The organism is Candidatus Latescibacter sp. IFSED24, from assembly GCF_058273205.1.
On sequence record NZ_CM177850.1, the window covers coordinates 1,690,911 to 1,714,860 of the forward strand.

Sequence of the window (23,950 nt, forward strand, 5' to 3'; positions counted from 1 at the left end):
CGACAATATACGAGCACCCCTGGCGGCGCGCCGTCAGCTGGGCTTGTCCGGCTTCGGCTTCTCGGACTCCTGCAGATCCTCGATGATCTTGATGTTGTCGCGTGAACGTTCGCCGATATCGCCCTTGGGGTCGTACTTCACGGCCAGCTCGAACTCGCGGATCGCCTCGCGGTAGATCTTCTGCGTGGCGAAGAGGATGGCCAGATTGTAGTGGGCCAGCGCGCTCTTGGGGTCGTATTCGAGCACCGTCAGGTACTCCTGCATGGCCTTCTCGAAGTTGTTCTGCCGCTTGTAGAGCGAGCCCAGGTTGCACCGGGCCTTCTCGTCGTGGGGCTTCAGGGCGATGGCCTTCTCGTAGTTCTCCTTGGCCTGGGCGATGCGGGCTTCACGCTCGCGTCTGGTGGCCATCATGTCGGCCCGGTCGTCCCAGAGCGCGCCGAGGTTGACATAGGCCTCGACGAACTGCGAATCCGCGGCCACGGCAGCCTCGAACCAGATCTGGGCCGAGTCGAGGAAGGCCTTGGCGTGTTCGTCGTTCCAACCACGTGTCTGCGCCGAGTCGGCCGCCTGCGCGTAGTAGATGTTGCCCAGTTCGTACTTGGCGTAGGTGGCGGCGGGGACCGGCCCCGCGGCCAGGTGGTACAGGGTGTCCATGGCGGCCGCGGCGGGCAGCGCCTCGATTCGAGCGATGAAGCGATCGAGCTCGCTGGGCGGGACGTCCTTGTTGCAGGCAGAGATCAACAGGCTGGCGGCCAGCACACCCAGCAACAGCAGCAATGTCAGGCGACGCTCGGTGGTCATGAGTCCTCCACTTCACGATGTGGCACGAGATCCGTGGCGAGCCCTAGAATACTAAGGGCTCCAGGCCGGTGATGGAAACACCCAGTCGCAGCGACCGGCTCTGATAGCCGTTCTTGGCCTCGTCGCCGATCAGGGCATAGGACAGGGAGATGTCGATGGTGCCCAGACGGTTGCGGAACGGGAAGCCCGTCCCGACGCTGAAGACCTGCTCGTCGATGGGGTAGCCGTTGATGGCGTGCCCCCAGTGCCGCCACTGGAACCCGAACCGGATGGGCGGGCTGTAGCGGCGACCGTGCGTGTGCGCGTACCAGCTGCGTTCGAACCCCGCCGAAAGCGTCCATTCGTCGCGCAGATACGGCTCCCACAGGTCGTGGCCGGACATCTTGCTGAAGGGCATGAACTGTCCGTCCGCGCCGAAGTGCCAGTGCTTGCCCAGGTTCAGCATGAGGCCGGCCTTGTATTCCTCGGGCATCCGCGTCGGGAAGCTGGTCGTGCTCGCCTGACTGACGCCGCCCAGCCGGATGGTGCGGTTGAACTCGAGATCGTAGGGCAGCGTGTAGGACCCGCCGAGCTGCAGGAAGCCCCAGCGGTTCCAGAGTAGCGCGAAGGTGCCCGTGTGGCCGTTCAGCTCGTCGGTCTGGTCGCGGTTCGTCGGCAGGTGCAGGTTGACGATCTCGCCGACGGACTCGTCGATGTTCCCCCGCACCACGTTGTAGCTCGCCCCCAGCGCCAGCCCGGAGGTCGGTCGCCAGGCCAGACCCAGGGGCATCTCGTAGAGCGTCCCCTCGCGGCGGTAACGCTGGTAGCCGGCATAGGTCGAGTCGAAGGGCGAGTAGTCCACCTCGATGCGGGTCTCGTACTGCATCGAGCGCTTGATGTTGAAGCCCGCGTGCAGTGCCAGACGCCCCGCGCGCAACGGCAACGCCAGGCGGATGTTGGGCAGGAAGACGCGGGTGTTCTTGCGCTTCTCGCCGTAGCCCTCGCTGGTGGTGCTCTCGCCGTAGCCGCTGAAGATCAGGCCGGTGTAGCGCAGGTCGGCCAGCGCCGCGGGGTTGAGGGAACCGGGAGTCAGGGTGTCGCTGTCGGCCATGCCCCAGCCGCCGCGGCCGGAGTCGCGGGCCGACCCCGTCTCCACGTTCTGGCCGAGGGCCTTCAGCGCGAAGGGGGTCTGGGCGGTGGCCGTGGCGGCCATCAGCGACAGCAGGAGGCAGGGCAGCAGCCGGCGCATCATCACTGCTCCTTTCCGTCGCTGAGTTCGTTGGCCCGCGTGTAGGTGATCTCGAGACGGGGACGCTGCTCGGGGTCCGCGGCGGCCGTGCCGAAGAACACCCATTTGGTGAACCAGAAATCGGGATCGGGGTTGCTGTTCCAGCCCGGGAAGAAGTACTCGCCGTTGGCCAGCAGGAAGGCGCGCTCTCCCTCGTACGCCCCGTTGACATAGCGCTGGATCGAGGCCGCGACATCGAAACGCAAGGTGTGGTTCTCCAGGTGGATGGGATCGGCGGACAGGCCGTCCAGGAAGTAGATCTCGGGTTCGATGTCGTCGAGCTTGACGCTGGTGAGCGCGCCGTCGGGGGCGAACGTGGGCGCGATCTCCGAGACGGTGAGCGCGTTCCAGTGCCCCACGCTCTGCGTTGTGTCGTTGCAGACCACCAGCTCGGCCTTGTTGATCCTGATGGCGGGAGGCAGGTTGCTCAGGTCGAAGCGGATGACCGGCAGCGCGCGCACGTGCGACCGCAGCATCAGCGACTGGGTGACATCGGTGCTCGGCGGCTGGAGCTGGTGCCAGGTCGAGACGTCGGCGCGGGGCCGGACGATCAGGACGGTGCGGTCGTTGCCCCATTCATCGGGCGTGAGTTCCAGGTCGATGCGCAGCGCCGGCCCGAGGGAGATCTGGGCGTTGTAGGCATCCTCGAGCGTCGAGGCGCCGTGGGCCATCTCCTTGCTGGCGAAACCCAGCAGGCCCGGATCGCTCCCGGCACCCTCGCGGATGATCACCCCCACCTCGGCACGCGCCGCGAGCCACTCCAGGACCGGCTCCTCGAAGATGTCGATGGAGATCGCGCCATCCTTGGGCAGGGGGTCCGACCGCGGGACATCGAGGCGCGTGCCGTCGTAGGCGGGTTCGGCGCCCGGATAGGTCAGGGAGTCGAAGGGAGCCGCGAGCTGGTGGATGTCGTAGTACTTGGCCGCCCCCGGCCAGGGTTTCCCCTCGGTGTAGTTGGTGTCGTCATACGCGGGATAGTACCAGCGCAGCATGGTCAGCCGGATGTCCACCGATCGGATGTTCTCGGGCGTGAGGAAGGGCAACAGGTAGGCCGAATCGGGGTGGTCGAACACGCCGAAGTCGTAATTGGCCAGGATCGAGGATTCGTCGACCCCGTCGCTACCCAGGTACAGCACCTCGAACTTGTCGGCGGGAACGCTGGGGTTGCTGACAGCGAGCGCGCCGTACTGCACGACCTGGTCGATGGCCAGGGTCGCCAGCGAGGTGTCGATGACGGTCTCGTGCAGGTTGGCGCCCAGCGGCGAGGGCGTGTCGCTGTTGCAGCCGCTGCCGCCGACAACCACGAGCACGACGAAGGTCAGGCTGCTGATCGCCAGGATCAGGGGGCGGTCCAGGTGAGGTCGCTTCCGTGCCAAGGGCGCTTCTTTCGTCTCGACGATGGGCATCGACTCGGTATTCGGATCCGGGGAAGATAGCCTGCGCTGGCGCCAGAAGGAAGGGTTTCCCTGCCGCCCGGCCCGGCCCTCCGGACCGCTGGGCCAGCTCAGCACATCGAACTTGCCAACAAACCCGGACCATCCCGGGTTCCCGCGATCAGGACCCCCCCTGCGGCCGCGCGGCCAGGCTCACACGGCGGAACCCGCTCTGTTTGATGAGGTCGATGAGCTCGACCACCGCGCCGTGCTCGGCGTGCTCGTCGGCGCGCAGCACGATGCGATCCTCCTGGCTGGCCGCCTGCAACTGGCGCAGGCGCTCGCCGAGGTCGGCTTCGTCGATCTCGTTTTCATCGAGGAAGAGCCTGCCATCGCGGGTGAGGTAGACGACCGAGGGCGTGAGCGCCGTCTCCTGGGCGGTGGTCGACCGGGGCAGCGCGAGGTCGATGGCCGGCTGGTTCTTGAACGTGCTCGAGACCATGAAGAAGATCAGCAGCAGGAACATCACGTCGATCAGCGACGTGACGTTGATGACGATCCCCTGTCCCTTCTTGGGTGGCCGGAAGTCCATCAGACCGCACCGGCGGCCCGATCACGGCGAGCCCGCATGGTGTCCAGGACCTTGGTGGCGTAGACCTCGATGTCGAAGATGATGGCGTTGGCGCGCCCCTCGAGCCAGTTGTGCGAGACCAGCGCCGGGATGGCCACGAAGAGGCCCGCGGCGGTGGTGACCATGGCCTCGCTGATGCCCGACGAGAGGACCTCGGGGTTGCCGAGGCCCACCTTGCCGATGGCGCCGAAGACCCGGATCATGCCGACCACCGTGCCCAGCAGCCCCAGGAGCGGCGCCACCGCGGCGATGGTCTCGAGGACGCGCAGGTTCCGGGTCAGGCGGACCGACTCCTGCCGCCCCACTTCCTGCAGCACGTCCCGGGTGATCTCCCACTCGTTCCCGGCGTGGTCGAGGCCAGCGCGGATCACGTTGGCGAAGGGGCCGGGATGGCGGTCGCAGACCGCGTAGGCCACCGAAAAATCGCTGGCCCGGGGCAGCGTCTCCACCGCGCTGGCGATCTCGGGAACCACGATCCGCTTGTGGCGCAGCACCAGCAGCCGTTCCAGAAATACCGCCACGCCCACCAGCGAGCAGAGCGCGATGGGGATCATCATGTAGCGGCCGGCCAGTATCATGTCCCACATGTCGGTCAGGTTCCTTTCGGCACGTTCGTCGATCTGCAAAAAAAGCCGGTGCCCCTTGCCGTCCTCAGGCCGGGATCACCGTCGCTTCCACGCAGGATAGTGCAGCCCCAGCAAGATCACAAGCTGATCGTCGGGGAAATCGGGGGGCAACGGGGCGTAGGGCGCGAAGGCTTGCAACGCCGCCATGCTCGCGGTGTGCAAGGACTCGTGCCCCTCTTCTTCCAGGACTTCCATGCGACTCGGCCGGCCGTCACGCTCCACCACCAGGCGGATCCGCGTGTAGCCGCTGATGATGCCCAGCCGGTAGGCATAGGGCGCCATCCAGCTGCGGTGCAGGTCGTTGGCGAAGCGCCGCATCCACGGCGCGAAGTTCCACTCGTAGGTGCTGAGCGAGAAGTCGCCGTCGAGGGCGACGTTGGCGCCGATCCGGCTCTGCTCCTGCTGCCGGTAGTCGAAGCCCCGATCGCCCGGCGCCTGCTGCTCGCCTTCCTTGAGCAGCGAGGGCGTGCGCTGTTCGGCGAGCCAGTCGTCGAAGTCGCCGCGCTCGGGATTCGGTTCCTCCGCGCCTTCCTTCTGCTGCTCGCCCTCGGCCTCGTTGGCCTCGGGGATCAGCAGGTCTCCCGGCCCCTCGACCTCGGCGCCGCGCTGCTCCTCTTGCTGCTCGGCCTGGGCGCGTTCGGCCTCCTCGCGCGGCTGGGCCTGGGGCGAGAGCACCGGCTGCTCCACGGTGACGCCCTCGGCGCCGGCGAGGTTCTCGGGAGCCACGGCCACCTGGGGGAATTCGGCCTCGCGTTCGGTGCCGGGCTGGTCGCCGTCCTGGCCCCCGGGCAGGCGATCCGCGGCGCGGCTGTCGCGCATGGCCAGGAAATCGGCCTGGTCTGGCCGTTCGCTCGCCAGCCGGTCGGGAATCTCGGTATAGCGGGTGGGCTGCTCGGGATCCTCCGCGGCCGCGGGCGCGGCGAGGTCGTCGGGGACCAGGAACAGCTCCACTGTCGGTTCGGCGGCGGCCTCGGGAGGAACCGACGGCAGGAACGGCACGTTCCAGGTGAGCACCGCCAGCAGGAGGTGCAGCACGAACGACACCGCGAGGGTGTTCCTGAGAATACGACGATCGGTCACGATCCAGCCTTGATCAGTGTTCGCCGGAACCCCAACATGGTCCACGGGGTGGGAATGTACCCACTCGCCGTATCTTTGCAAAGGTGTCCCGGTGCTGGCAACCCCAACGCCGCGGTCTCTCGAACCCAGCGAGCAGGGAACATGAACCTGGCCGAACACGATTGGCAGCGGATGGCGTCGAGCCTGGACGTGGCCTCCTGCCTGCCCCTCGCCGAGCTGACCACGTTCCGCATCGGGGGGCCGGCCGGCCTGGTCTGTCCGGTGGAAAACGCCGAGCAGGCCCAAAGGTTCCTGGACTTCGCAGCAGGACACGGGCTGCCCTGGACCTGCCTGGGCGGCGGCAGCAATATCCTGGCCGCCGACGAGGGTTATGCCGGCATGATCCTGTTGATGCGCTGCCACGATCTGGCGATCAGGGGCGATGCGGTGCATGCGGGCGCTGGCTGGGATTTTGACGACCTGGTAGCAGAAACCCTGCGGCAGGGCCTGACGGGACTGGAATTCGCCTCGGGCATTCCCGGCACCGTGGGGGGCGCCCTGGTGGGCAATGCCGGCTGCTACGGGGTGGAGATCGGCAGCCTCCTCGTCGAGGCCACGGTACTGCGCGCCGACGGTCGCCTGGAGGTGCTCGGCCCCGAGGACTTCGCCTTCGACTACCGCTCCAGCGCGCTCAAGGGTCGCAACGACATGGTGCTGGACCTGGTGCTGAACCTGTCCCGAGGCGACCTCGCCGCGGCCGGCCAGGTCCGCGAGGAACACCTGGCCGACCGCCGACGCAAGCACCCCTGGCGCGAACCGTGCGCCGGCAGCTACTTCAAGAACCTGCCCCCCGAGGCTCCCGGCCGGCGGCGGCGGGCCGCGGGCCAGCTGCTCGAGGCCGTCGGCGCCAAGACCATGCGGGAGGGCGACGCAGCGGTCTATCCCAAGCACGCCAACATCATCATCAACGCCGGCCGGGCCACGTGCCGTGAAGTCCTGACGCTGGCTGAGAGGATGAAGCGCGCCGTGCACGATCGCTTCGGCGAGGAGTTGAGCGAGGAGGTCCGCCACCTCGCCACCCCCGGCGCAAGCCCTGATGGCAGCGTGGATTAAGTTCCGGTTGACACTCCCAACCGCGCACCTGATTTTAATACGGTGCATCCACAGTCCCGCACGTGCGACGTGCCCCCGCCGCATGCGCCAAGTGGGCTGGTCCGCCCCACCGGGTCAGATCCGACAGGAGCAGTTTCATGGCCAAGAAGTCTGTCGTCGCCCTGCTTAGTCTCGCTATTCTTCTCGCGACCGGCGCAGCCTGGGCCCAGACCACCCCGCCCGCGGGCCAGAAAGACAAGGACGAAAAGGTCTTCGACCTGACCGTCGGCGATGCAGTCGAGGAGGAGATCACCGAGGTCGAAACCGAGGAGGAGAAGTACGTCCCCGCCATCGAGGGGGGCCGCTGGGACCTGTCCCTCACCCTGGGCTACTTCAACCTGAACAAGACCCTCCTCCAGCACGACAGCATCATCTACAAGGCCACCGACGAGGCGTTCTACTACGGCGACATGAAGCTGGTGGGCGAGTCGGCCTTCAACCCGATCCTCCGCGTGGGCTACAATTTCACCAGCTGGTTGGCGCTGGAGACCCAGTTCGGCATCACCTTCGCCAACTACGAGCAGGAGATCACCAACCCCTACTCCATCAGCCCCGAGGGCGGCGGCAACCCCGAAGAGGTCGAAGAGATCGGCGAATTCGACCCCGAGCATCGCTCGGCGCTGGTCTTCATCGGCAATCTCAACGCGGTCTGGTATCCGTTGAACATGTCCGGCGGCGAGGGACGCTGGCACCCCTACGTGACCGGTGGCGCCGGCTATGCCTACTACAATCTCGATTCCAACTACACCGACACCGGCAGCGGCAACGTCAGCTTCAACCTGGGCGGCGGGATCCGCGTCATCGCCGACAGCATGATCTCGGTGCGCGCCGAGGTGCTCTACCAGGTCCACTCGATCGAGTTCACACCTGCCGATTATTTCGATTCGCGCGATGCGGACACCGTCCAGATCCCGGTGTATGAATTCGACGAGACCGGCACCTTCACCAGGGTGAAGGATTACAAGAGCGAGACTCTCGGCGGCCTGGCCTGGCAGCTCGGCTTCGTGGTCTCCTTCTGACCGACCGCCACGGCCGTGCCCCGCTTCAGCCCTCGGCAGCCTGCAGGCAGCCGAGGGCTTCGTGTCGGTAGACCAGGGCTTCGCGCACCTGGGGTGCCGACACGGTGAGCAGGCCCTCGAGCGCGGCTGCCGTCCTGGCCACCTTGCAGGCGCGGAGGACGCCACGCGCCGAAAGGCCCAGTTTCTGGCGGGCTTCTTCGAGCAGAGCCACCGCGCCACGATCGAGCCCATAGGCATGCACGCGACGCGCCAGGCTCCAGCCAGCCGGCGGATCGGGGCGCTCCGCCAGCAGGTTCCGGGCACGGGCCAGCCGCTGCGGCCAGGTCGCCAGGTCACGGTCCAGCCGGTCCGGCACGGTCGAGAGCGACTCCGTGCGACCGTCTCCCATCTCCACGGCCAGGTCGAAGCGGTCGCGCAGGGGACCGGAGAGGCGCGCGCGGTAGCGGGTCAGGTCTCCCGCGCTGCAACGACAGCTCCGGTGACGGCTGCCCAGAAAACCGCACCGGCACGGATTGGCGGCCGCCACGAGCTGGAATGCGGCCGGCAGGGTCCGCTGTCCCGGACTGCGGGACAGGCGCACCCGCCCTTCGGCCAGCGGCTCGCGCAGCGCGTCGAGAGTGCGGGCGGCGAACTCGGTGAACTCGTCGAGCAGCAGCACGCCGCGGTGAGCGAGGGTCACCTCGCCGGGTCGCAAGTGCGGGCCGCCACCGAGGAGCCCGGCCGTGGTGATGGTGTGGTGGGGCGCCCGCAACGGCGGCCGGCGGACCAGGCCATGCGCCGCCAGGAGCCCGGCCGCGCTGTGGATGCGCGTGACCTCGAGCCCCTCCGCTTCTTCGAGGTCGGGCAGCATCATGGCCAGGAGTCGCGCCAACCTGGTCTTGCCCGCCCCGGGAGGCCCCAGCAGCAGCAAGTGGTGCCGGCCGGCGACGGCGAGCTCGGCCGCGCGCGCGGCCAGGGGCTGCAGGGCCAGCTGTTCGGGACGGGGAGACTCGCCGGTCCGGGGTGGCGGCGGTGATCCCGGCCGCGCCGCCGGTCGCACGCCGTCCAGGTACCAGGACACGGCCTCGCGCAGGTCCTGCACCCCGACCACGTCGAGCGCGGGAACCAGGCGGGCCTCCCAGACCTGGCTCGCGGGCACGACCACGGTGGCCTCCCCCCGCGCCGCCGCGTCGAGGGCGATGGCCAGGAGACCCCGGACCGGGCGGACGTCGCCGAAGAGCGAGAGTTCGCCGAGCAGGAGCCCCCGGTCGCCGCCGGCGATGGTCCGGCCCTGGCGCTGGCGCTGGGCCGCGATCACGGCCACGGCGATGGCCAGGTCGTGTCCCGAGCCCTCCTTGCGCACGTCGGCCGGCGCCAGGTTCACCGTCACCTTGCCGGCCGGCAACTGGTGGCCGCTGTTGCGGATCGCCGCCAGCACCCGTTCCCGGCTCTCCCGGACCGCGGTATTCGGCAAACCCACCAGGTGGAAGCCCGGCAAGCCCCGTGTCAGATCCACCTCGACATTGACCAGGCAGCCCTCGATCCCCTGCAAACCGCCGGTGCGCACCACCATGGCCATGGCTCACCTCCCGGGATCCGCCAAGCAAACGCCGGACCCGGCGGCGTATCGTCGGGATCGGACGGGCGTCGGCACCGGAACGAGGAGCCCGGTGTCCACCGCAGTCGACATCCCGGCGGCGACTGTCATGCAGGGCAAAGAAAAAGGGACCCCGGTCGGGGTCCCTCGAGATCTCCGTGCGGGTCGTCCCGCAGCAGCCTAGAGATCCTGGGGGCGCACGGTCTTGCGACCGTTGGCGATGGCGCGCTTCTCGGCGGTCACGATCAGCTGACGCACCTTGGCATCCAGGGCCTCGTAGAACTCACCGCTCACGTTACACTCGCTGACGGCTTCCTTGGTCTTGCTCTTGCTGATAATCAGGTCGGCCATTGGGGTCCTCCCTCGCGCTCGGGTCCGGGTTGTGCGGCTGCTTCCTCGGAATGAAGTCGCATCCGCCACGACTTGCTCCATCAATCGGAAAAGGGCGCCTTTGGCTGGTTCTGCGCCTCTAGCGTGCCGGCACACAATCGTCTCGACAGGGAATACTGTCAAGCATTAGTTTGGACACTCATTTCGAGCCCAAACCCTCCCTGCAGGCCACCACGGCCCAGTTCCAAGGAGTTGCCCATGAGTACCGATCGGGTTCTCGCCTACCTCGCCGAGCACCAGCAGCGCCACCTCGACCAGCTTTGTGACTGGCTCCGGATCCCCTCCATCAGTTCGCAGAGCGCCCACGATGCCGACATCGTCCAGGCCGCCGGCTTCGTGGCCGACGAGCTGCGCGATCTCGGCCTGCACGTGGAGGTCATCGAAGGCGACGGGCACCCCCTGGTCTATGCCGAGAGCGAACAGCGCCCCGATCGCAGGACCCTGCTGTTCTACGGCCACTACGACGTCCAGCCCGTGGATCCTCTCGACCTCTGGGACAGTCCACCCTTCGAGCCGGTGATCAAGGATGGCCGGATCTATGCCCGGGGGTCGAGCGACGACAAGGGCCAGGTCTACTGCCACGTCAAGGCCGTGGAAGCCTACCGGAAGCTGGGCTTCGAGTTGCCGGTGAACGTGAAGTTCATCATCGAGGGCGAGGAGGAGGCCGGCGGCCACTCGATCTACGAGTTCACCGAGCAGAACCCCGCGAAGCTGGCCTGCGACGCGGTCGTGGTCAGCGACACCACCCTCTACAACGAGGAGACTCCGGCGGTCTGCTATTCGCTCAAGGGCCTCTGCTTCATGGAGATCCGCCTCTCGGGACCCGGTATGGACCTCCATTCGGGGAGCTTCGGCGGCACGGTCCAGAATCCCGGCAACGCCATCTGCGACATCGTGGCGCGGCTCAAGGACGACCAGGGCCGCTGCCTGGTCCCCGGCTTCTACGACGACGTCATCGCGCTGGAGCAGGACGAGCGCGACGCCTTCGCTTCGCTGAACTACACGGACGAGGTGCTGCGGCAGGAGACCGGAGCGCCGTCGGCCTACGGCGAGGCCGGGTACACCACCCTGGAGCGGATGTGGGCCCGGCCCACCTGCGACGTCAACGGCATCACCAGCGGCTACGGCGGCGAGGGCGCCAAGACCATCATCCCGGCCAAGGCCACCGCCAAGGTGAGCATGCGTTTGGTGCCGGACCAGGATCCCGAGAAGATCGCCAAGGCGTTCCAGGACTACGTGCAGTCGATCTGCCCGCCGGGCGTCCAGTGCGAGGTGGAGAACCTGCACAACGCCAACCCCGTGCTGGTGCCGCGCAAGTCGGACATGATGCAGGCCGGGATGAAGGCGCTGGAGACGGGATTCTCGGCGCGGCCGGTCTTCATCCGCGAGGGCGGCTCCATCCCCATCGTCGGCACCTTCCAGGAATGCCTGAAGTCGCCGGTGCTGCTGCTGGGCTACGGCCTCTCCACCGACAACATCCACAGCCCCAACGAGAAGTTCCACGTCGCGAATTTCGTGAACGGGTGCCGGACCACGGCGATCCTCCTGGAGGAAGCAGCCAGGGCCTGAACCTGCGGACCCAGCCGTCGCCGGTCCTCGTTGGCCGGCGGCGACGGGTCGGCCCGACCGATTCGGTTTGACAGATCCTCTCGTTCTGGATAGCTTTCCGCCTTCTCGAGGCGTCCCCTTCGTCTAGTGGTTAGGACACCGCCCTTTCACGGCGGCAGCACGGGTTCGAGTCCCGTAGGGGACGCCATACCGAATCAGCAGCCTCCCGGGGCTGCTTTTTTCTGTGCCCGCTGGTGGTCGGCCGCCACGCCCCTTCCCCCAAGATTCGGTTTCCACCACCATTCATCCGGTTTACCATGCCCACCATGCCCTTCTCCCCTGGAGGACCACATGGCCAAGGCTCAGACCCTGCTCGAAAACGCCACCACGGCCGCGGCCACCTTCCGGCAACTCGACCAGGCCGCCACCGACCGCATCGTCCGGGCCGTCTATCTGCGGGCGCTCGACGAACGCATCGTGCTGGCCCGCATGGCCGCCGAGGAGACCGCCCTGGGCGACTGGCGCGACAAGGTGCTCAAGAACGTCATCGCCACCCAGCTCGTGTACGAGGACATCAAGGATCAGCGAACCGTCGGGGTCATCGCCTCCGACCCCTGCGGCGGTCTCGTGGAGGTGGCCCAGCCCATCGGCCCCGTGCTCGGCTACGTGCCGGTCACCAACCCCAGCGCCACCACCATCTTCAAGATCCTCATCGCCCTGAAGACCCGGAACCCCCTGATCATCAGTCCGCCGCAGGCCGCGCGCCGGACCTGCGTGGCCGCGGCCGAATGCTGCTACGAGGCGGCCCTGGCCGCCGGAGCTCCCGAACATGCCATCCAGTGGCTGGCCAAGCCCAGCCCGCGCATCCTGGACGAACTCATGGCCGACCGGCGTCTCGCCCTCATCCTCGCCACGGGCACGACCCGCCTCGTGCAGAAGGCGCTGCAGACCGGCCGCCCCGTCCTTGGCGTGGGGCCCGGCAACGTGCCAGCCTATATCGGTGCCAGCGCCGACATTCCCTTCGCCGTGCGGAGCATTCTGGAATCCAAGCTGCTCGACAACGGCACGGTCTGCGCCAGCGAACAGGCGGTGGTGGTGAAGGAAGAGGTGGCGGGCGCGGTGATCGCGGCGTTCGAGGCCGCGGGCGGTTACTTCCTGGATGCGGCACAGGCCGAGGCGGTCGGGCGGATCGCCTTCGACCGCGAACGTGGCACCATGACCGCCAGCGTGGTGGGCCAGCCCGCCGGGCGCATCGCCGAGAGCGCCGGGTTCACGGTGCCCGTGGGCACCCGCGTCCTGCTGGCACACCTCGATGCCGTGGGGCTGGACCAGCCGCTGTCGGCCGAGATCCTCGCCCCCATCCTGGCCTTCTACGTCGAGCCCGACTTCGACCTGGCCATCCGTCGCTGCTCGGAGATCACCCGCTTCGGGGGCACCGGCCACACGGCCGTGATCTACTCCAATGACGACGAGCGGATCGAGTACTTCACCCGTGTCATCGACGCCGGCCGCATCCTGGTGAACGTCCCCTCGACCCAGGGTGCGCTGGGCGGCATGGTGACCTCGCTCAATCCCTCGTTCATGCTCTCCTGCGGTCCCGGCGGCGGCAACGTGACCATGGACAACATCAGCGCGCGACACCTGCTGAACATCCATCGCATCGCCCGGCGGCGGCCCAATCCCAAGTGGATGGCCCTGGCCCGCGAGGAGTATCTCGACGAATCGCTGTCGGCGGCCGAACTGGCCCGACGCTTCCACCGCAACTTCTGACCCCGGAGGAATTCGATGGTCTTCTGGCAACGCCTGCTCTTCACGGTCATCGCCATGCTGGCGGCGAGCTTCCTGGCCGAGCTGCTCTGGCACGCCCTCTTCGAGCGCGGCATGCCCGGCTACCTCGCCGGCATCGTCGGTGGGTTCACCGCGCTGCCGGTGTGGCACGTCCTGGGACGGATCAAGCCCAAGAGCAAGGCGAAACCCGAGGTCTAGCGGACTCCGGCGCCAGGTCAGGCCAGGTCGAAGACCAGCAGTTCGGCCGCCTCGATCCCGGCCAGCCCGAACGAGTCGACCTCGCTGATCGCCGCCCCGTCACCGTGCTCGAGCGTCAAGCCGTCCAGGTCGACCCGGCCCCGGATCACCTGGACCCAGGCGGCTCTGCCGGCCCGCAGCTCCTGGCTCACCGTCTCGCCCGGCGCCAGGCGAGAGGCGTAGATCCGCACGTCCTGGTGGATCTTCAGCGCGCCGTCCTCGCCCTCGGGCGAGACGATCAGCTGCAGCCTTCCCTGCTGGTCCGCCGGATCGAAATGCTTCTCCTCCCAACCGGGTGGCAGCCCTTCGCGCTCGGGCAGGATCCAGATCTGCAGGAAGCGGCCGGGCTCGGTGTCGGACGGGTTGAATTCGCTGTGCCGGACCCCCTGCCCCGCGGTCATGCGCTGGACGTCGCCCGGCCTGAGGACCGAACCGTTGCCCATGCTGTCCTGGTGCTCGAGCGCTCCCGAGACCACGTAGCTGACGATCTCCATGTCGCGATGCCCATGGGTGCCGAAACCCTGCCCCGGCTGGATGATGTCGTCGTTGATCACGCGCAGCGTGCGGAAACCCATGTGCCGGGGATCGTGGTACTGGCCGAAGGAGAAGGTGTGATGGGTGTCGAGCCAGCCGTGGTCGGCGTGGCCCCGTTCGGCCGCGGGTCGCTTGACGATCATGGTGCGCCCTCCTGCAGCACTCATCTGCCGGTGAAGACGATGAGCGGGTCCAATAGCCTGGTCGATTCTCAGCGATAATATATGTTTGCTCTATATTTGTCGCAACAAGTATTATGGCGCAGCTGTCCCTTGCCCACGCCCAGGACGGCATCGATCTTGGGTTCCGCCCCGCCACCTTCCAACCGATGGACGCCCATGACCGACCAGCGCCAGACCACCACCGGCGTCCTCTACGGCCTGGCCTGCTACCTCTGGTGGGGCCTGTGTCCGCTCTACTTCAAGGCCGTGGCCCATGTCCCGGCCAGCGAGGTCCTCGCCCACCGGATCGTGTGGTCCCTGGTGCTGCTGGCCCTGCTGCTCGCCCGTCGGGGCGACCTCGCGGCCACCGTCCAGGCCGCCCGGGCCCCACGGTTGCTCCTGGCCCTCACCCTCTCCACACTCCTGGTGGCCACCAACTGGTTCACCTTCATCTGGGCGGTGGCCCATGATCACCTCCTCCAGGCCAGTCTCGGCTACTTCATCAACCCCCTGGTGAACGTGCTGCTGGGTCTGGTCATCCTGCGCGAACGGCTCCGGCCCCTGCAATGGACGAGCCTGGGCCTGGCCACCGCCGGCGTGGTGATCATGGGCCTGCGCCTCGGCGGCTTGCCGGTGATCTCGCTGGTCCTGGCGTTCTCCTTCGGCTTCTACGGCCTGCTGCGCAAGTTGACCCCGGTCAGCGGCGTGCGCGGCCTGACCATCGAGACGGGCCTGCTGGCCCCGCTGGCTCTGGCGGCTCTCCTGTTCTGGAATGGGCGCGAAGTCCTGGTCTTCGGACATCTCGACCGCGCCACCGACCTGCTCCTGATCCTCAGCGGCGTGATCACGGCGGTCCCGCTGGTCTGGTTCGCCAACGCCGCGCGTCGCCTGCGGTACGCCACCGTGGGCTTCCTGCAGTACCTGGCCCCCAGCCTGCAGTTCCTGCTGGCGGTCCTGGCCTTCGGCGAACCCTTCGCCCGTTCGGAGCTCCTGAGCTTCCTCCTCATCTGGAGCGCGCTGGGATTGTTCAGTCTGGACACGCTGCTGGCCAGTCGGCGCCGAAACCTCGTCGGTCACGACGGGGCTTGACATCGCCCGAAAAGGAGCTAATCATTCCGCCATCCGGTGCCCTGCGCACCGTTCTATTGCCGTCCCCAAGCCCTGGACCCCCAGGAACTGAAGCGTAAGGCGGCACTGGCTCGGGCTTTTTTTATGGGGGTCTTATGAATTGCATAAGGGACAACACCTTCTGATCGACTGCCGTAATGTCTCGCGTGAACTTTGCCTGGCGGATCAGCTCCTGCTTGATTCTCTCGCCCAGGCCGCCCGCGAGAGTGGCGCTACGGTCATCTCCCAGGTCCGGTACCGTTTCGGCGACAACTCGCCGGCTGGCTGTACGGCGATCGTCGTGCTCGACGAGAGTCACTGCTCGGTGCATACCTATGCCGACCTCGGGCTGGTCGCCTTCGACTTCTTCACCTGCGGAACCACCGATCCTCGACAGATCTGGGCTCGGGTCAGCGAGTTGATCGAGCTGCACGATGCCGAGGTGACGGAACGCTGCTTCCAGCGCTTCGTGTCCGCCGAGAACCTGGCCTTACCGCAAGTCTGATTCTGGAGGATGGACCATGGCCAAGCGTCCTGATCGACCCGCCTCTGATGTAGGCGAGCCCAAGCCGACGAGTAAGCGCCGCTACCAGCCCCGGACCGAGACGGCCCCGGAGCAGGAGAACCCGCGCCGACGGCCGACAGGGCAGTCCCGTCGCGATCTCGAGGACGACGATCTGCTCGAGCTGGAAGACGAGTTCGAGGATGATCTTGACGACGAACTCGACGAGGAACTCGACGAGCTCGACGAATTCGAGGACTTCGATGATACCGACGGCGACGACTTCCTCGACGACGACTTCGATCGATGAGTCCTGTCCTGCATCCTGATCCCGGCGCCTTCGGCGGGTTGGCGGCGAAGCCGGAGTATGCCTCGTCGCGATTCGCGATCCTGCCCATCGCCTACGACGGCACCGCCACCTGGCAGAAGGGCGCCGCCAACGGTCCCGCGGCGATCCTCGCGGCCTCGGCCGAGATGGAGCTCTACGACATCGAAACCGACAGCGAGCCGTGGCGCGAAGGCCTGGTGACCCTGGCCCCTCTCGCCGATTTCGCCACCCCCGAGGCCATGGTGGCCGCGGTGCATGATACGGCCCTGGCGCTCCTCGGGGACGGCAAGACCGTGGTCGGACTCGGCGGCGAGCACTCGGTGTCCATCGGCCTGATCCAGGCCCATGCGCGCCACCACGGCGACCTGACCGTGCTCCAGCTCGACGCCCACGCCGACACCCGCGACGAGTACGAAGGCTCGCGCAACAATCACGCCTGCGTCATGGCCCGCGCCGCCGAGGTCGCCCGCTACGTCCAGGTCGGCATCCGCAGCATGGATCGCGGCGAGACCGAGCGCCTGGACCGCTCGCGCACCTTCTTCGCGCATCAGTTCACCGACGAGGCCGCCATCACCGCGGCCATCCTCGACCGCCTCGCGGGGCCGGTCTACCTGACCATCGACCTCGACGTCCTCGATCCCGCGGAAATGCCGTCGACCGGCACTCCCGAGCCCGGCGGGCTCCGTTACCGACAGGTCACGCGGCTGATCGACGCGGTCTGCCGCCGGGTCCCGGTGGTCGGATTCGACGTGGTCGAACTCATGCCCAATGCCCAAAACAAGGCGCCGGATTTCCTGGCCGCCCGACTGGTCTACCAGATCCTGGCCTACCTCGCCAGGGCTTGAGCGAGGAGCTCTTCATCATGCAGAAGCGTGACTATCTGCAGGACGTGGTCCGCCATGTCGATATCGAGGCCTTCGACGCACGTCCCCTCATCGCCGCTTACGGCGACATGGCCTTCCAGGCCCGCAACCTGGCCAGCGCCGCGAAGATCGTCGACCGCATGCTCGCCGACACCGAATGCGCGGTGATCCTGACCCTCGCCGGATCGCTCTGCAGCGCCGGCCTCAAGGACGTGATCGCGCGCATGATCGAGTGCCGGATGGTCGACGCCGTGGTCGCCACCGGCGCCAACATCGTCGACCAGGACTTCTTCGAGGCCCTCGGCTTCCGCCACTACCAGGGCCGCCCGCAGGCGGACGACAACGCACTGCGCGAGCTGGGCATCGACCGGATCTACGACACCTACATCGACGAGGAAGAACTGCGGGTCTGCGACATGACCATCGCCGAGATCGCCGGTACACTGCCGCCCCGCGCCTACTCCTCCCGCGCGTTCATCGCGGCCATGGGCGCCTACCTCGAGGACCGCGGCGTCAAGGCCGACCGCTCCATCGTCCACGCCGCGTACCGGCACGACGTGCCCATCTTCTGTCCGGCGTTCAGCGATTGCTCGGCGGGCTTCGGCCTGGTGCACCACCAGTGGCACAACGAGGAGCACCTGACCATCGATTCGGTGGCCGACTTCCGCGAGCTGACCCAGCTCAAGCTCGAGGTCGGCGAGACCGGCATCCTCATGCTGGGGGGCGGCGTGCCCAAGAACTTCACCCAGGACGTGGTGGTGGCCACCGACATCCTGGGCGAGGAACGGCCCATGCACAAGTACGCCGTCCAGATCACCGTGGCCGACGAGCGCGACGGTGCGCTCTCGGGTTCCACCCTCCAGGAGGCCTGCTCCTGGGGCAAGGTCGACATGACGTACGAACAGATGGTGTACGGTGAGGCCACCCTGGTGCTGCCGCTCCTGGCGAGCGACGCCTACCACCGTGGCTCGTGGCGTGCGCGCCCGGACCGACGCCTGAATCGTCTCTTCTGAGCCGCCAGGTCCACGCCATGAAAAAAGAAGTGATCGTCGACCGCTGCGCCCTCGGGCGCGGTCTGTTCGCGTGCCGCATCTTCCAGCCCGGCGACCTGATCATCCGCCTGCACGGCGTGCGCTTCGAGCGGCAAGACCCGATCCACCAGACGGAGACGGGGGCCAACCTGCTGCAGACCGGCCCCCGCACCTACATCATGCTCGAACCACCGGGCGTCTTCGCCAACCACTCGTGCGACCCCAACGCGGGGATCGTGGCCAACCGCAAGCTGGTGGCCATCCGCACCATCCTCCCCGGCGAGGAGATCTGCTACGACTACTCCACCACCATGGACGAGGACGGTTGGACCATGCCGTGCCGCTGCGGACACCACAACTGCCGCAGCCTCGTCACCGATTTCCGGCTCCTACCCCGAGGGGTGCGCGAACAGTATCTCGCCCAGGGCATCGTCCAGCGCTTCATCGCCCGGCGCTATGCCCGGCAGGCCTGAACCGGCTCAGTCGCGCGGCAACTGATCGAGCTTGGCGGCCAGGACGAAGTCGGCCTCGGCCAGGCCGTCGAGCTTGTGAGTCCAGATCTCCACCTCCACGCGTCCCCAGGTGAGCATGATGTTGGGGTGGTGATTCTCGGCCTCGGCCACCTCGCCGATGCGGTTGACGAAGGCCAGCGCGCTCACGAAATCGTCGAAGGCGAAGACCCGGCGCAGGTGGTGCCCCAGGATCACTTCCCACTGCGCTACCTGCGGGTGGAGCGCCTTGATCTCGTCGGTGGTGAGCTTGGGCACCCCACCGCTGCAAGGGATGCATTTCTTGTCGGCCAGGCTGGACATGGTCTTCCTTCCCGTTGGGATCGTCGTTCAACCTTCGGATCCGGACCGCAGATCACGGAAACCCGCGCGCAACTGGACGGCGACCTGCTCGGCGGTATGGCCCTCGATGCTCTCGCGCGGCACGTGGGCGACCACCTTACCATCCTCGATCAGATAGAAGCAGGGACTGCTCGGCGGCAGGTCGGGTAAATGCTGGCGCAGGCGCGCGGTGGCCTCGGGGTCCTGGCCGGCGAACACCGTGCCCCGGCGCGCCGGGCACGCCGGGTCCTCGGTGACCAGCAGGAGCGCCGGCCGGGCGTTGCCAGCCGCGCAGCCGCAGACCGAGTTGACGAAGACCAGCGCGGGTCCGCTGTCCTCGGCCAGGAAGGCATCGACAGCCTCGGGCGTCCGCAGTTCCTCGACCCCCAGGCGGACGACCTCGTCGCGCATGGGCTGCACCATCAACGGCGAAAAAGCCATCTCGTCTCCTTGCATCGGTTTAACGGCTCTGAGCCGATCTACATGACATTATTGGTCAACTTTACGATGCCAAAGCTAACGCCGTCCTCCCAGACCGCAACCCCTCCTCCGTCAGCGCGGGACCGGTACCGTCTCGAACTGGAATTCGTCGAACATGGCCGCCTCGCGGGATTTCAGATCGGCGTAGGCGCGAGCCTTGGCGATGGCGGAAAACAGGCCGTCGAGGTCGTCGCGCGTGAGCGCCTCCTCGCTGACGAGTTGCCACAACCGGGCCTGGACCACGCTGTCGGGGGCGGCGAGGATGAGATCGACCGTGGCCTGGGCGCCGTAGATCGCGAGCAAGGGCGTCGGCAGCAGCGAATCGGGCAGCGTGGCCGCGCTCCGGCCCAGGTCGGCCTCGATGCGGAATTGCCAGGAGCGGTGCCACCAGTCGGTGTCGACGAAGGGTTCCGGGGACCGGGTCTCCTCCTGGCGCTCGGTCACCTCCACGATCGGCGGCGGTCGGCGGATCTCGAGCTCGACGATCTCGAGGACCATCGCCGGCTCACCGGTGAGTTGACGCCCGTGCAGCTCGCCCCGGGGCCAGATGGCATCCCACCACGACTGGGGCAACGACCAGATGACGACCACGATGGCGATGGTCACCAGCCAGCTCAGCGGCCAGAGCCAGTCGGGGCGATGGCGGGGGCGATGGCGTGTCATGGGAAGAGCATACGCCGGCCGGCTCCGCCGGTTCCAGCGGAGTGCCCCGACCTCCGGTCAGGCGAGGTGCGCCAGGCGGCCGCCATGCAGCGGTCCGGCCGCGCCCGCCACCAGCAGACCCAGATCCTCGGTGAGCCCCACGACCCGCCCGCTGGCCAAGGGCGGCGGCAGCGCAGCGGGATCCACGGCGTCGGGCAGCCCCTCGGCCCAGACCCGCACCAGGCGCCCCACATCGCCACAACGTTGGCGATAGGTGTCGACCACGGGCCCGGGGCCGTCGGCCTGCAGCTGCGCCAGCCGCTCCCCGAATGCCGCGAGCACGGCCATGCAGAGCCGGCCCAACGTCAGCTCCCGGGCCGCGGGATGGTCGTGCAGGCAGGTCACCCGGGGCACGAAGAGCGTGGGCGCCACCGGCGGGCTCACGGCCACGTTCACACCGACCCCATAGGTGAGAGCGGTCATCCGCTCGCCGCGGCTCTGGGCCGCCGCCAGCACGCCGGCCACCTTGGCGCCGGCGATCAGCAGGTCGTTGACCCACTTGATGCGGACGTCCAGATCGGGGGCGCACCTCGCCAGCGCGTCGCCCACCGCCACGGCCGGGATCGCCGGGACGGCCGCGAGGCAATGTCCGGCCACCAGATCCACCGGCAGAGAACAGCTCAGGTGGAGGTTGCCCCGCATCGCGTGCCACGGTCGCCCGCGGTTGCCATGGAAGCCGTGGCCGGTCACCGCCACCGCCGCCACCGGGCCCGCCGCACCGGCCGGCTCACGCGCCGCGGCCAGCAGAGCGTCATACTGCGAACCCTCCGCCCGGTCCACCAGCGCCAGCGCCAACCAGGGACCGCTGGCGGGGACCTCGTGCACGGCCACCCGCCCAGGGGCCGGGAACAGCGCCCGCAGCGTGGCCACCCGATTATGTTCGGATTTTGTCAAACGAGGCTTGACGAGAAGGGGTCCGGTTGGCCAGTCTAGCGACCTCAGGCCCTGTTCGTCGAGGTCGGTCAGCAACAGCAACGCCGGTCTCCTTGAGAGGGGGTTACGGAGGTCTCCGGGATCATAACCCGCCGACCGCCGTTGCCAAGGTCTCACTGCCCGGATGCCGATCGTGGGCGGGCGGTGAGGCAGCGAACGGGACGCCGCGCAGCCTGCGTGGAACGACGACCGTGTGTCGCCGTGCGACCGGCACCCCCTGCCGGTGCGGCATCTTAGGAGGAACCATGAACACCTTGCATTCGCGGACCTGCCTGGCCGCGGCCGTGCTGCTGGCCACGGGGGGCGTGGCCCTCGCCGGTGGCTTCAGCATCTACGAAGCCGGGGCCAAGGCCACCGGCATGGGTTGCGCCGTCACCGCCTCGGTGGACGACGGCTCGGCCCTGTTCTACAACATCGCGGGCCTGGGTTTCATGCCCGGCAACGTGGTCGACCTGAACCTCATGCCCGTGGCGCCGAGCACCAATTACCAGCAGGTCAACCCTCCAGTGCCGTCCGCCACGGGTGAAACGGTCAGCCAGAGCTTCCTCATTCCCGGATTCGGAATCACGCACAACACCGGGAACAAGTGGGCCTTCGGCCTGGGCGTCTCGGCGCCCTTCGGTCTGGGCGTGGAGTGGGAGAATCCCGAGACCTGGGTCGGACGCTACACCAGCTACGACGTCGACCTGGCCACCATCTACATCACGCCGGCCGTGAGCTTCAAGCCGGCGCCGCAGGTGGCGGTGGCCGTGGGTGTGGACGTGGCCTACCAGAGCATCGAGCTGAACCGCTACAACCCGCAGCGCTTCGGCGGCAACAACGACTACACCAACGTGGTCGCCGTGCAGCTCGACGGTTCCAGCGACCTGAACGTCACACCCTGCCTCGGCGTGATGTACAAGCCGACCCCGAAGCTGTCGCTCGGCGTCATGTACCACCACGAGAAGACCATGAAGTACAAGGCCCAGGAGGGCACGCTGACCAACGTGGCGCCGCCGGCGCTGCGCGACGCCGTGGACGCGGTGCTCGACGCCTACGCCGGCGAGGCGGGCAAGCGCACCTACGAGGTGGACACCGAGCTGGGCCTGCCCCACATGCTGAGCCTGGGCGCAGCCTACCGCTTCACGCCCCGCCTCCTCGTGGAGTTCGACGCGGTCCACTTCGGCTGGTCCAACTTCGAGGAGCTCGATCTCAAGTTCAATCCCGACCCCACCGGCAGCCTCTCCTCGGTGATCCCCGAGAAGTACGAGGACCGCTGGCAGTTCCGCCTGGGCGCCGATTTCGACGCCACCCCCAAGCTCAAGGTGCTCGCGGGCTACGCCTACGACAAGACCCCGCAGCCCAAGGAGAGCATGAGCCCGCTGCTGCCCGACGGCGACCGCAACGACTTCTCTTTCGGCCTGCAGTACACCACCGGCCCCTGGCGGTTCACGGGCTCGTTCATGGCCGTCATCAACAAGTCTCGCGACAACCTCGACGGCGGGCAGCCCGCGCTCTTCCCCGAGGAGGCCGAGGACCCCGAGACCGTCGAGCTCAAGTCCTACGAAGCCGGCTCTTACGAGACCGTGGCCAACATCTGGGCCATGGGCGTCGGCTATCATTTCTAGAGGAGGTGCCGTGATGAAGACGACCAAGCTGATCATGTCCGGCGCCGTCCTGCTGGCCCTCGTGCTGGCCGGGTGCAGCCCGGACGACCCCGAACAAAAATCCCTCGCTATCACCCAGCCCACCGGCACCGCGGCGCTCGAGCGCTACGTGGCCATCGGCAACAGCCTGACCGCGGGCTACATGGACAGTGGCCTGATCATGAACGGCCAGCTCTCCAGCTTCCCGCTGCAGATCGCCATGCAGCTGGGCTACTCGCCCAGCAGCGCCATGGATCCCTGGTTCGCCCAGCCGCTGATCGCCTGGCCGGGCGTCGGTACCAGCCAGCTCAGCAATCCCGCCTACGCAGCGGGCGTGCTCCACTGGAACGGCACCAGCATCGCGGTGCGGGACTCGACCCAGCTCGTCGACGTCCAGACCACCCTCTTGCTGGCCGCTTCCTGGCCCACGCCGTACAACAACCTGGGCGTGCCCGGAGCCACGCTCAGCGACGTGACCAACGCGCTGGACAGCGGGACCAGCCAGTCACCGGGCAATCGTTACTTCGATTTCATCCTGCGCAACCCCACCTTCGGCGACGTCAACATGCTGAATCAGGCCATCAGCCAGGGGCCGACGCTCGCCACGATCTGGATCGGCAACAACGACGTCCTCGGCGGCGCCACCGGCGGCAATCCCGAGGTGGGCGTGAACGTCACCCCCAGCGCGGCGTTCCGCGACATGCTCGAGGGCGTGGTCAGCGGCCTCGCCAACGGGGTGCGCGACCGCTTCGGCTACGACCCGCACCTGGTGGTGGGCAACATCCTCTCGATCACCTCCATCCCCTATTTCATCCCCAAGGCCCAGTTCGACGCCATCGTCGGGGCCGCGCTGCCCACCGAGGAGGAGAACGTCGTCTACATGACCTTCCCCACCCTCGGCCTGGTGCAGTCCGCCGGCTTCACACCGCCGATCCCGTCGACCAGCACCTTGACCGAGGCCGAGGTGACCGTGGTCGAGAACGCGGTCGACGCCTACAACACGGCCATCGACGAGCTGGCCGCCGAGTACGATTTCACCGTGGTCGACATCCACACGCTGCTGGGAGGACTGTCGGCGCCCGCGAACACGCATTTCCTCTTCCTGGTCATGAACGGCATGTCCGTCGAGGATGCGGCCGGCGCCACCTACTTCTCCCTCGATGGCGTCCACCCCAACAACCGGGGCTACAGCCTGGTGGCCAACGAGTTCATCCAGGCCATCAACGCCGAGCTGGAGCTCACGGGAGACGATGCGCTCGGGGAGGTTCCCGAGCAGGCCTGGGATCCGACGTACCCGGCTCCGCCCGTGCCCACGCTGGCCGGCCTGGCGGCGCACTAGCCGCCCGGCAAAGCCGGATCGCCTCGGCGGGGGAGCCTTTCGCTCCCC

The 23,950-nt window shown here is 67.6% G+C and carries 26 protein-coding genes and 1 tRNA gene; 14 read left to right on the forward strand and 13 right to left on the reverse strand.

Annotated elements, in window-relative coordinates; genetic code table 11:
• Nucleotides 1-33: 33 nt before the first annotated feature.
• The 6 genes from IFSED24_RS07005 to IFSED24_RS07030 form a co-directional block, all read right to left on the reverse strand.
• Entirely contained in the window at nucleotides 34-801 is a 768-nt protein-coding gene (locus tag IFSED24_RS07005; protein WP_491334499.1) for a tetratricopeptide repeat protein, read from the reverse strand.
• Nucleotides 802-844: 43 nt separating this feature from the next.
• Entirely contained in the window at nucleotides 845-2,032 is a 1,188-nt protein-coding gene (locus IFSED24_RS07010) for a hypothetical protein (protein ID WP_491334500.1), read from the reverse strand.
• Nucleotides 2,032-3,444 (reverse strand): hypothetical protein, encoded by a 1,413-nt coding sequence (locus IFSED24_RS07015; RefSeq protein WP_491334501.1) that lies wholly within the window; start codon nucleotides 3,442-3,444, stop codon nucleotides 2,032-2,034. Before IFSED24_RS07015 ends, IFSED24_RS07010 begins: the two co-directional genes overlap by 1 nt.
• A gap of 178 nt (nucleotides 3,445-3,622) precedes the next feature.
• Complete coding sequence (locus IFSED24_RS07020) at nucleotides 3,623-4,033, reverse strand: ExbD/TolR family protein (protein WP_491334502.1); 411 nt, start codon at nucleotides 4,031-4,033, stop codon at nucleotides 3,623-3,625.
• Complete coding sequence (locus IFSED24_RS07025) at nucleotides 4,033-4,659, reverse strand: MotA/TolQ/ExbB proton channel family protein (RefSeq protein WP_491334503.1); 627 nt, start codon at nucleotides 4,657-4,659, stop codon at nucleotides 4,033-4,035. The genes IFSED24_RS07020 and IFSED24_RS07025 overlap by 1 nt, the downstream gene beginning before the upstream one ends.
• Before the next feature lie 75 nt (nucleotides 4,660-4,734).
• Nucleotides 4,735-5,778, reverse strand: a complete 1,044-nt coding sequence (locus tag IFSED24_RS07030) for an energy transducer TonB family protein (RefSeq protein ID WP_491334504.1) — start codon at nucleotides 5,776-5,778, stop codon at nucleotides 4,735-4,737.
• A gap of 141 nt (nucleotides 5,779-5,919) precedes the next feature.
• On the opposite strand from IFSED24_RS07030, the gene murB reads away from it, so the two are divergent.
• Entirely contained in the window at nucleotides 5,920-6,870 is a 951-nt protein-coding gene (murB, locus tag IFSED24_RS07035) for a UDP-N-acetylmuramate dehydrogenase (RefSeq protein ID WP_491334505.1), read from the forward strand.
• A gap of 137 nt (nucleotides 6,871-7,007) precedes the next feature.
• On the forward strand, nucleotides 7,008-7,928 hold the full coding sequence (locus tag IFSED24_RS07040; RefSeq protein WP_491334506.1) for an outer membrane protein: 921 nt from the start codon (nucleotides 7,008-7,010) through the stop codon (nucleotides 7,926-7,928).
• A 25-nt stretch (nucleotides 7,929-7,953) separates the two neighbouring features.
• Here the strand turns inward: IFSED24_RS07040 and IFSED24_RS07045 are convergent, their stop codons facing one another.
• Nucleotides 7,954-9,486: a YifB family Mg chelatase-like AAA ATPase gene (locus IFSED24_RS07045; protein WP_491334507.1), complete on the reverse strand. Its 1,533-nt coding sequence runs from the start codon at nucleotides 9,484-9,486 to the stop codon at nucleotides 7,954-7,956.
• Between the two features lie 198 nt (nucleotides 9,487-9,684).
• Nucleotides 9,685-9,855 (reverse strand): DUF1931 domain-containing protein, encoded by a 171-nt coding sequence (locus IFSED24_RS07050; protein ID WP_491334508.1) that lies wholly within the window; start codon nucleotides 9,853-9,855, stop codon nucleotides 9,685-9,687.
• Nucleotides 9,856-10,092: 237 nt separating this feature from the next.
• Here IFSED24_RS07050 and IFSED24_RS07055 point away from each other — a divergent pair, with 237 nt between their 5' ends.
• The 4 genes from IFSED24_RS07055 (at nucleotide 10,093) to IFSED24_RS07070 (ending at nucleotide 13,428) form a co-directional block, all read left to right on the forward strand.
• Nucleotides 10,093-11,463 (forward strand): dipeptidase, encoded by a 1,371-nt coding sequence (locus IFSED24_RS07055; RefSeq protein ID WP_491334509.1) that lies wholly within the window; start codon nucleotides 10,093-10,095, stop codon nucleotides 11,461-11,463.
• A gap of 112 nt (nucleotides 11,464-11,575) precedes the next feature.
• Nucleotides 11,576-11,650 (forward strand) — tRNA-Glu (locus IFSED24_RS07060).
• A gap of 143 nt (nucleotides 11,651-11,793) precedes the next feature.
• Nucleotides 11,794-13,212: an aldehyde dehydrogenase family protein gene (locus tag IFSED24_RS07065; protein ID WP_491334510.1), complete on the forward strand. Its 1,419-nt coding sequence runs from the start codon at nucleotides 11,794-11,796 to the stop codon at nucleotides 13,210-13,212.
• 15 nt (nucleotides 13,213-13,227) lie between these two features.
• The gene (locus IFSED24_RS07070; RefSeq protein ID WP_491334511.1) at nucleotides 13,228-13,428 is read left to right on the forward strand and encodes a hypothetical protein; all 201 of its coding nucleotides are present in this window, start codon (nucleotides 13,228-13,230) and stop codon (nucleotides 13,426-13,428) included.
• 17 nt (nucleotides 13,429-13,445) lie between these two features.
• Here IFSED24_RS07070 and IFSED24_RS07075 read toward each other — a convergent pair whose 3' ends face one another.
• Nucleotides 13,446-14,144, reverse strand: a complete 699-nt coding sequence (locus IFSED24_RS07075; protein ID WP_491334512.1) for a pirin family protein — start codon at nucleotides 14,142-14,144, stop codon at nucleotides 13,446-13,448.
• Nucleotides 14,145-14,339: 195 nt separating this feature from the next.
• Between IFSED24_RS07075 and rarD the strand changes: the two genes are divergently transcribed.
• The 6 genes from rarD (at nucleotide 14,340) to IFSED24_RS07105 (ending at nucleotide 18,466) form a co-directional block, all read left to right on the forward strand.
• Complete coding sequence (gene rarD, locus IFSED24_RS07080) at nucleotides 14,340-15,251, forward strand: EamA family transporter RarD (protein WP_491334513.1); 912 nt, start codon at nucleotides 14,340-14,342, stop codon at nucleotides 15,249-15,251.
• 139 nt (nucleotides 15,252-15,390) lie between these two features.
• Nucleotides 15,391-15,774: an adenosylmethionine decarboxylase gene (speD, locus tag IFSED24_RS07085; protein ID WP_491334514.1), complete on the forward strand. Its 384-nt coding sequence runs from the start codon at nucleotides 15,391-15,393 to the stop codon at nucleotides 15,772-15,774.
• Between the two features lie 16 nt (nucleotides 15,775-15,790).
• Nucleotides 15,791-16,081, forward strand: coding sequence for a hypothetical protein (locus IFSED24_RS07090; protein ID WP_491334515.1), 291 nt, complete (start codon nucleotides 15,791-15,793; stop codon nucleotides 16,079-16,081).
• The gene (speB, locus tag IFSED24_RS07095; RefSeq protein WP_491334516.1) at nucleotides 16,078-16,944 is read left to right on the forward strand and encodes an agmatinase; all 867 of its coding nucleotides are present in this window, start codon (nucleotides 16,078-16,080) and stop codon (nucleotides 16,942-16,944) included. The genes IFSED24_RS07090 and speB overlap by 4 nt, the downstream gene beginning before the upstream one ends.
• A gap of 17 nt (nucleotides 16,945-16,961) precedes the next feature.
• Nucleotides 16,962-17,975 carry a 1,9-bis(guanidino)-5-aza-nonane synthase gene (locus IFSED24_RS07100; RefSeq protein ID WP_491334517.1) on the forward strand — a complete coding sequence of 338 codons (1,014 nt, stop codon included), beginning with the start codon at nucleotides 16,962-16,964 and terminating at the stop codon, nucleotides 17,973-17,975.
• A 17-nt stretch (nucleotides 17,976-17,992) separates the two neighbouring features.
• The gene (locus IFSED24_RS07105) at nucleotides 17,993-18,466 is read left to right on the forward strand and encodes an SET domain-containing protein (protein ID WP_491334518.1); all 474 of its coding nucleotides are present in this window, start codon (nucleotides 17,993-17,995) and stop codon (nucleotides 18,464-18,466) included.
• Nucleotides 18,467-18,472: 6 nt separating this feature from the next.
• On the opposite strand, the gene IFSED24_RS07110 is transcribed toward IFSED24_RS07105, so the two are convergent.
• From IFSED24_RS07110 to IFSED24_RS07125, 4 genes are all read right to left on the reverse strand, one after another.
• Nucleotides 18,473-18,805, reverse strand: coding sequence for a 4a-hydroxytetrahydrobiopterin dehydratase (locus tag IFSED24_RS07110; protein ID WP_491334519.1), 333 nt, complete (start codon nucleotides 18,803-18,805; stop codon nucleotides 18,473-18,475).
• A 27-nt stretch (nucleotides 18,806-18,832) separates the two neighbouring features.
• Nucleotides 18,833-19,264: a BrxA/BrxB family bacilliredoxin gene (locus tag IFSED24_RS07115; RefSeq protein WP_491334520.1), complete on the reverse strand. Its 432-nt coding sequence runs from the start codon at nucleotides 19,262-19,264 to the stop codon at nucleotides 18,833-18,835.
• Nucleotides 19,265-19,375: 111 nt separating this feature from the next.
• Nucleotides 19,376-19,966, reverse strand: a complete 591-nt coding sequence (locus tag IFSED24_RS07120; RefSeq protein ID WP_491334521.1) for a hypothetical protein — start codon at nucleotides 19,964-19,966, stop codon at nucleotides 19,376-19,378.
• A 57-nt stretch (nucleotides 19,967-20,023) separates the two neighbouring features.
• Nucleotides 20,024-20,875: a biotin--[acetyl-CoA-carboxylase] ligase gene (locus tag IFSED24_RS07125; RefSeq protein WP_491334522.1), complete on the reverse strand. Its 852-nt coding sequence runs from the start codon at nucleotides 20,873-20,875 to the stop codon at nucleotides 20,024-20,026.
• A gap of 308 nt (nucleotides 20,876-21,183) precedes the next feature.
• On the opposite strand from IFSED24_RS07125, the gene IFSED24_RS07130 reads away from it, so the two are divergent.
• Together IFSED24_RS07130 and IFSED24_RS07135 are read left to right on the forward strand one after the other, a co-directional pair.
• Complete coding sequence (locus tag IFSED24_RS07130; RefSeq protein ID WP_491334523.1) at nucleotides 21,184-22,545, forward strand: OmpP1/FadL family transporter; 1,362 nt, start codon at nucleotides 21,184-21,186, stop codon at nucleotides 22,543-22,545.
• Nucleotides 22,546-22,558: 13 nt separating this feature from the next.
• Nucleotides 22,559-23,902: an SGNH/GDSL hydrolase family protein gene (locus IFSED24_RS07135; RefSeq protein WP_491334524.1), complete on the forward strand. Its 1,344-nt coding sequence runs from the start codon at nucleotides 22,559-22,561 to the stop codon at nucleotides 23,900-23,902.
• Nucleotides 23,903-23,950: the final 48 nt, after the last annotated feature.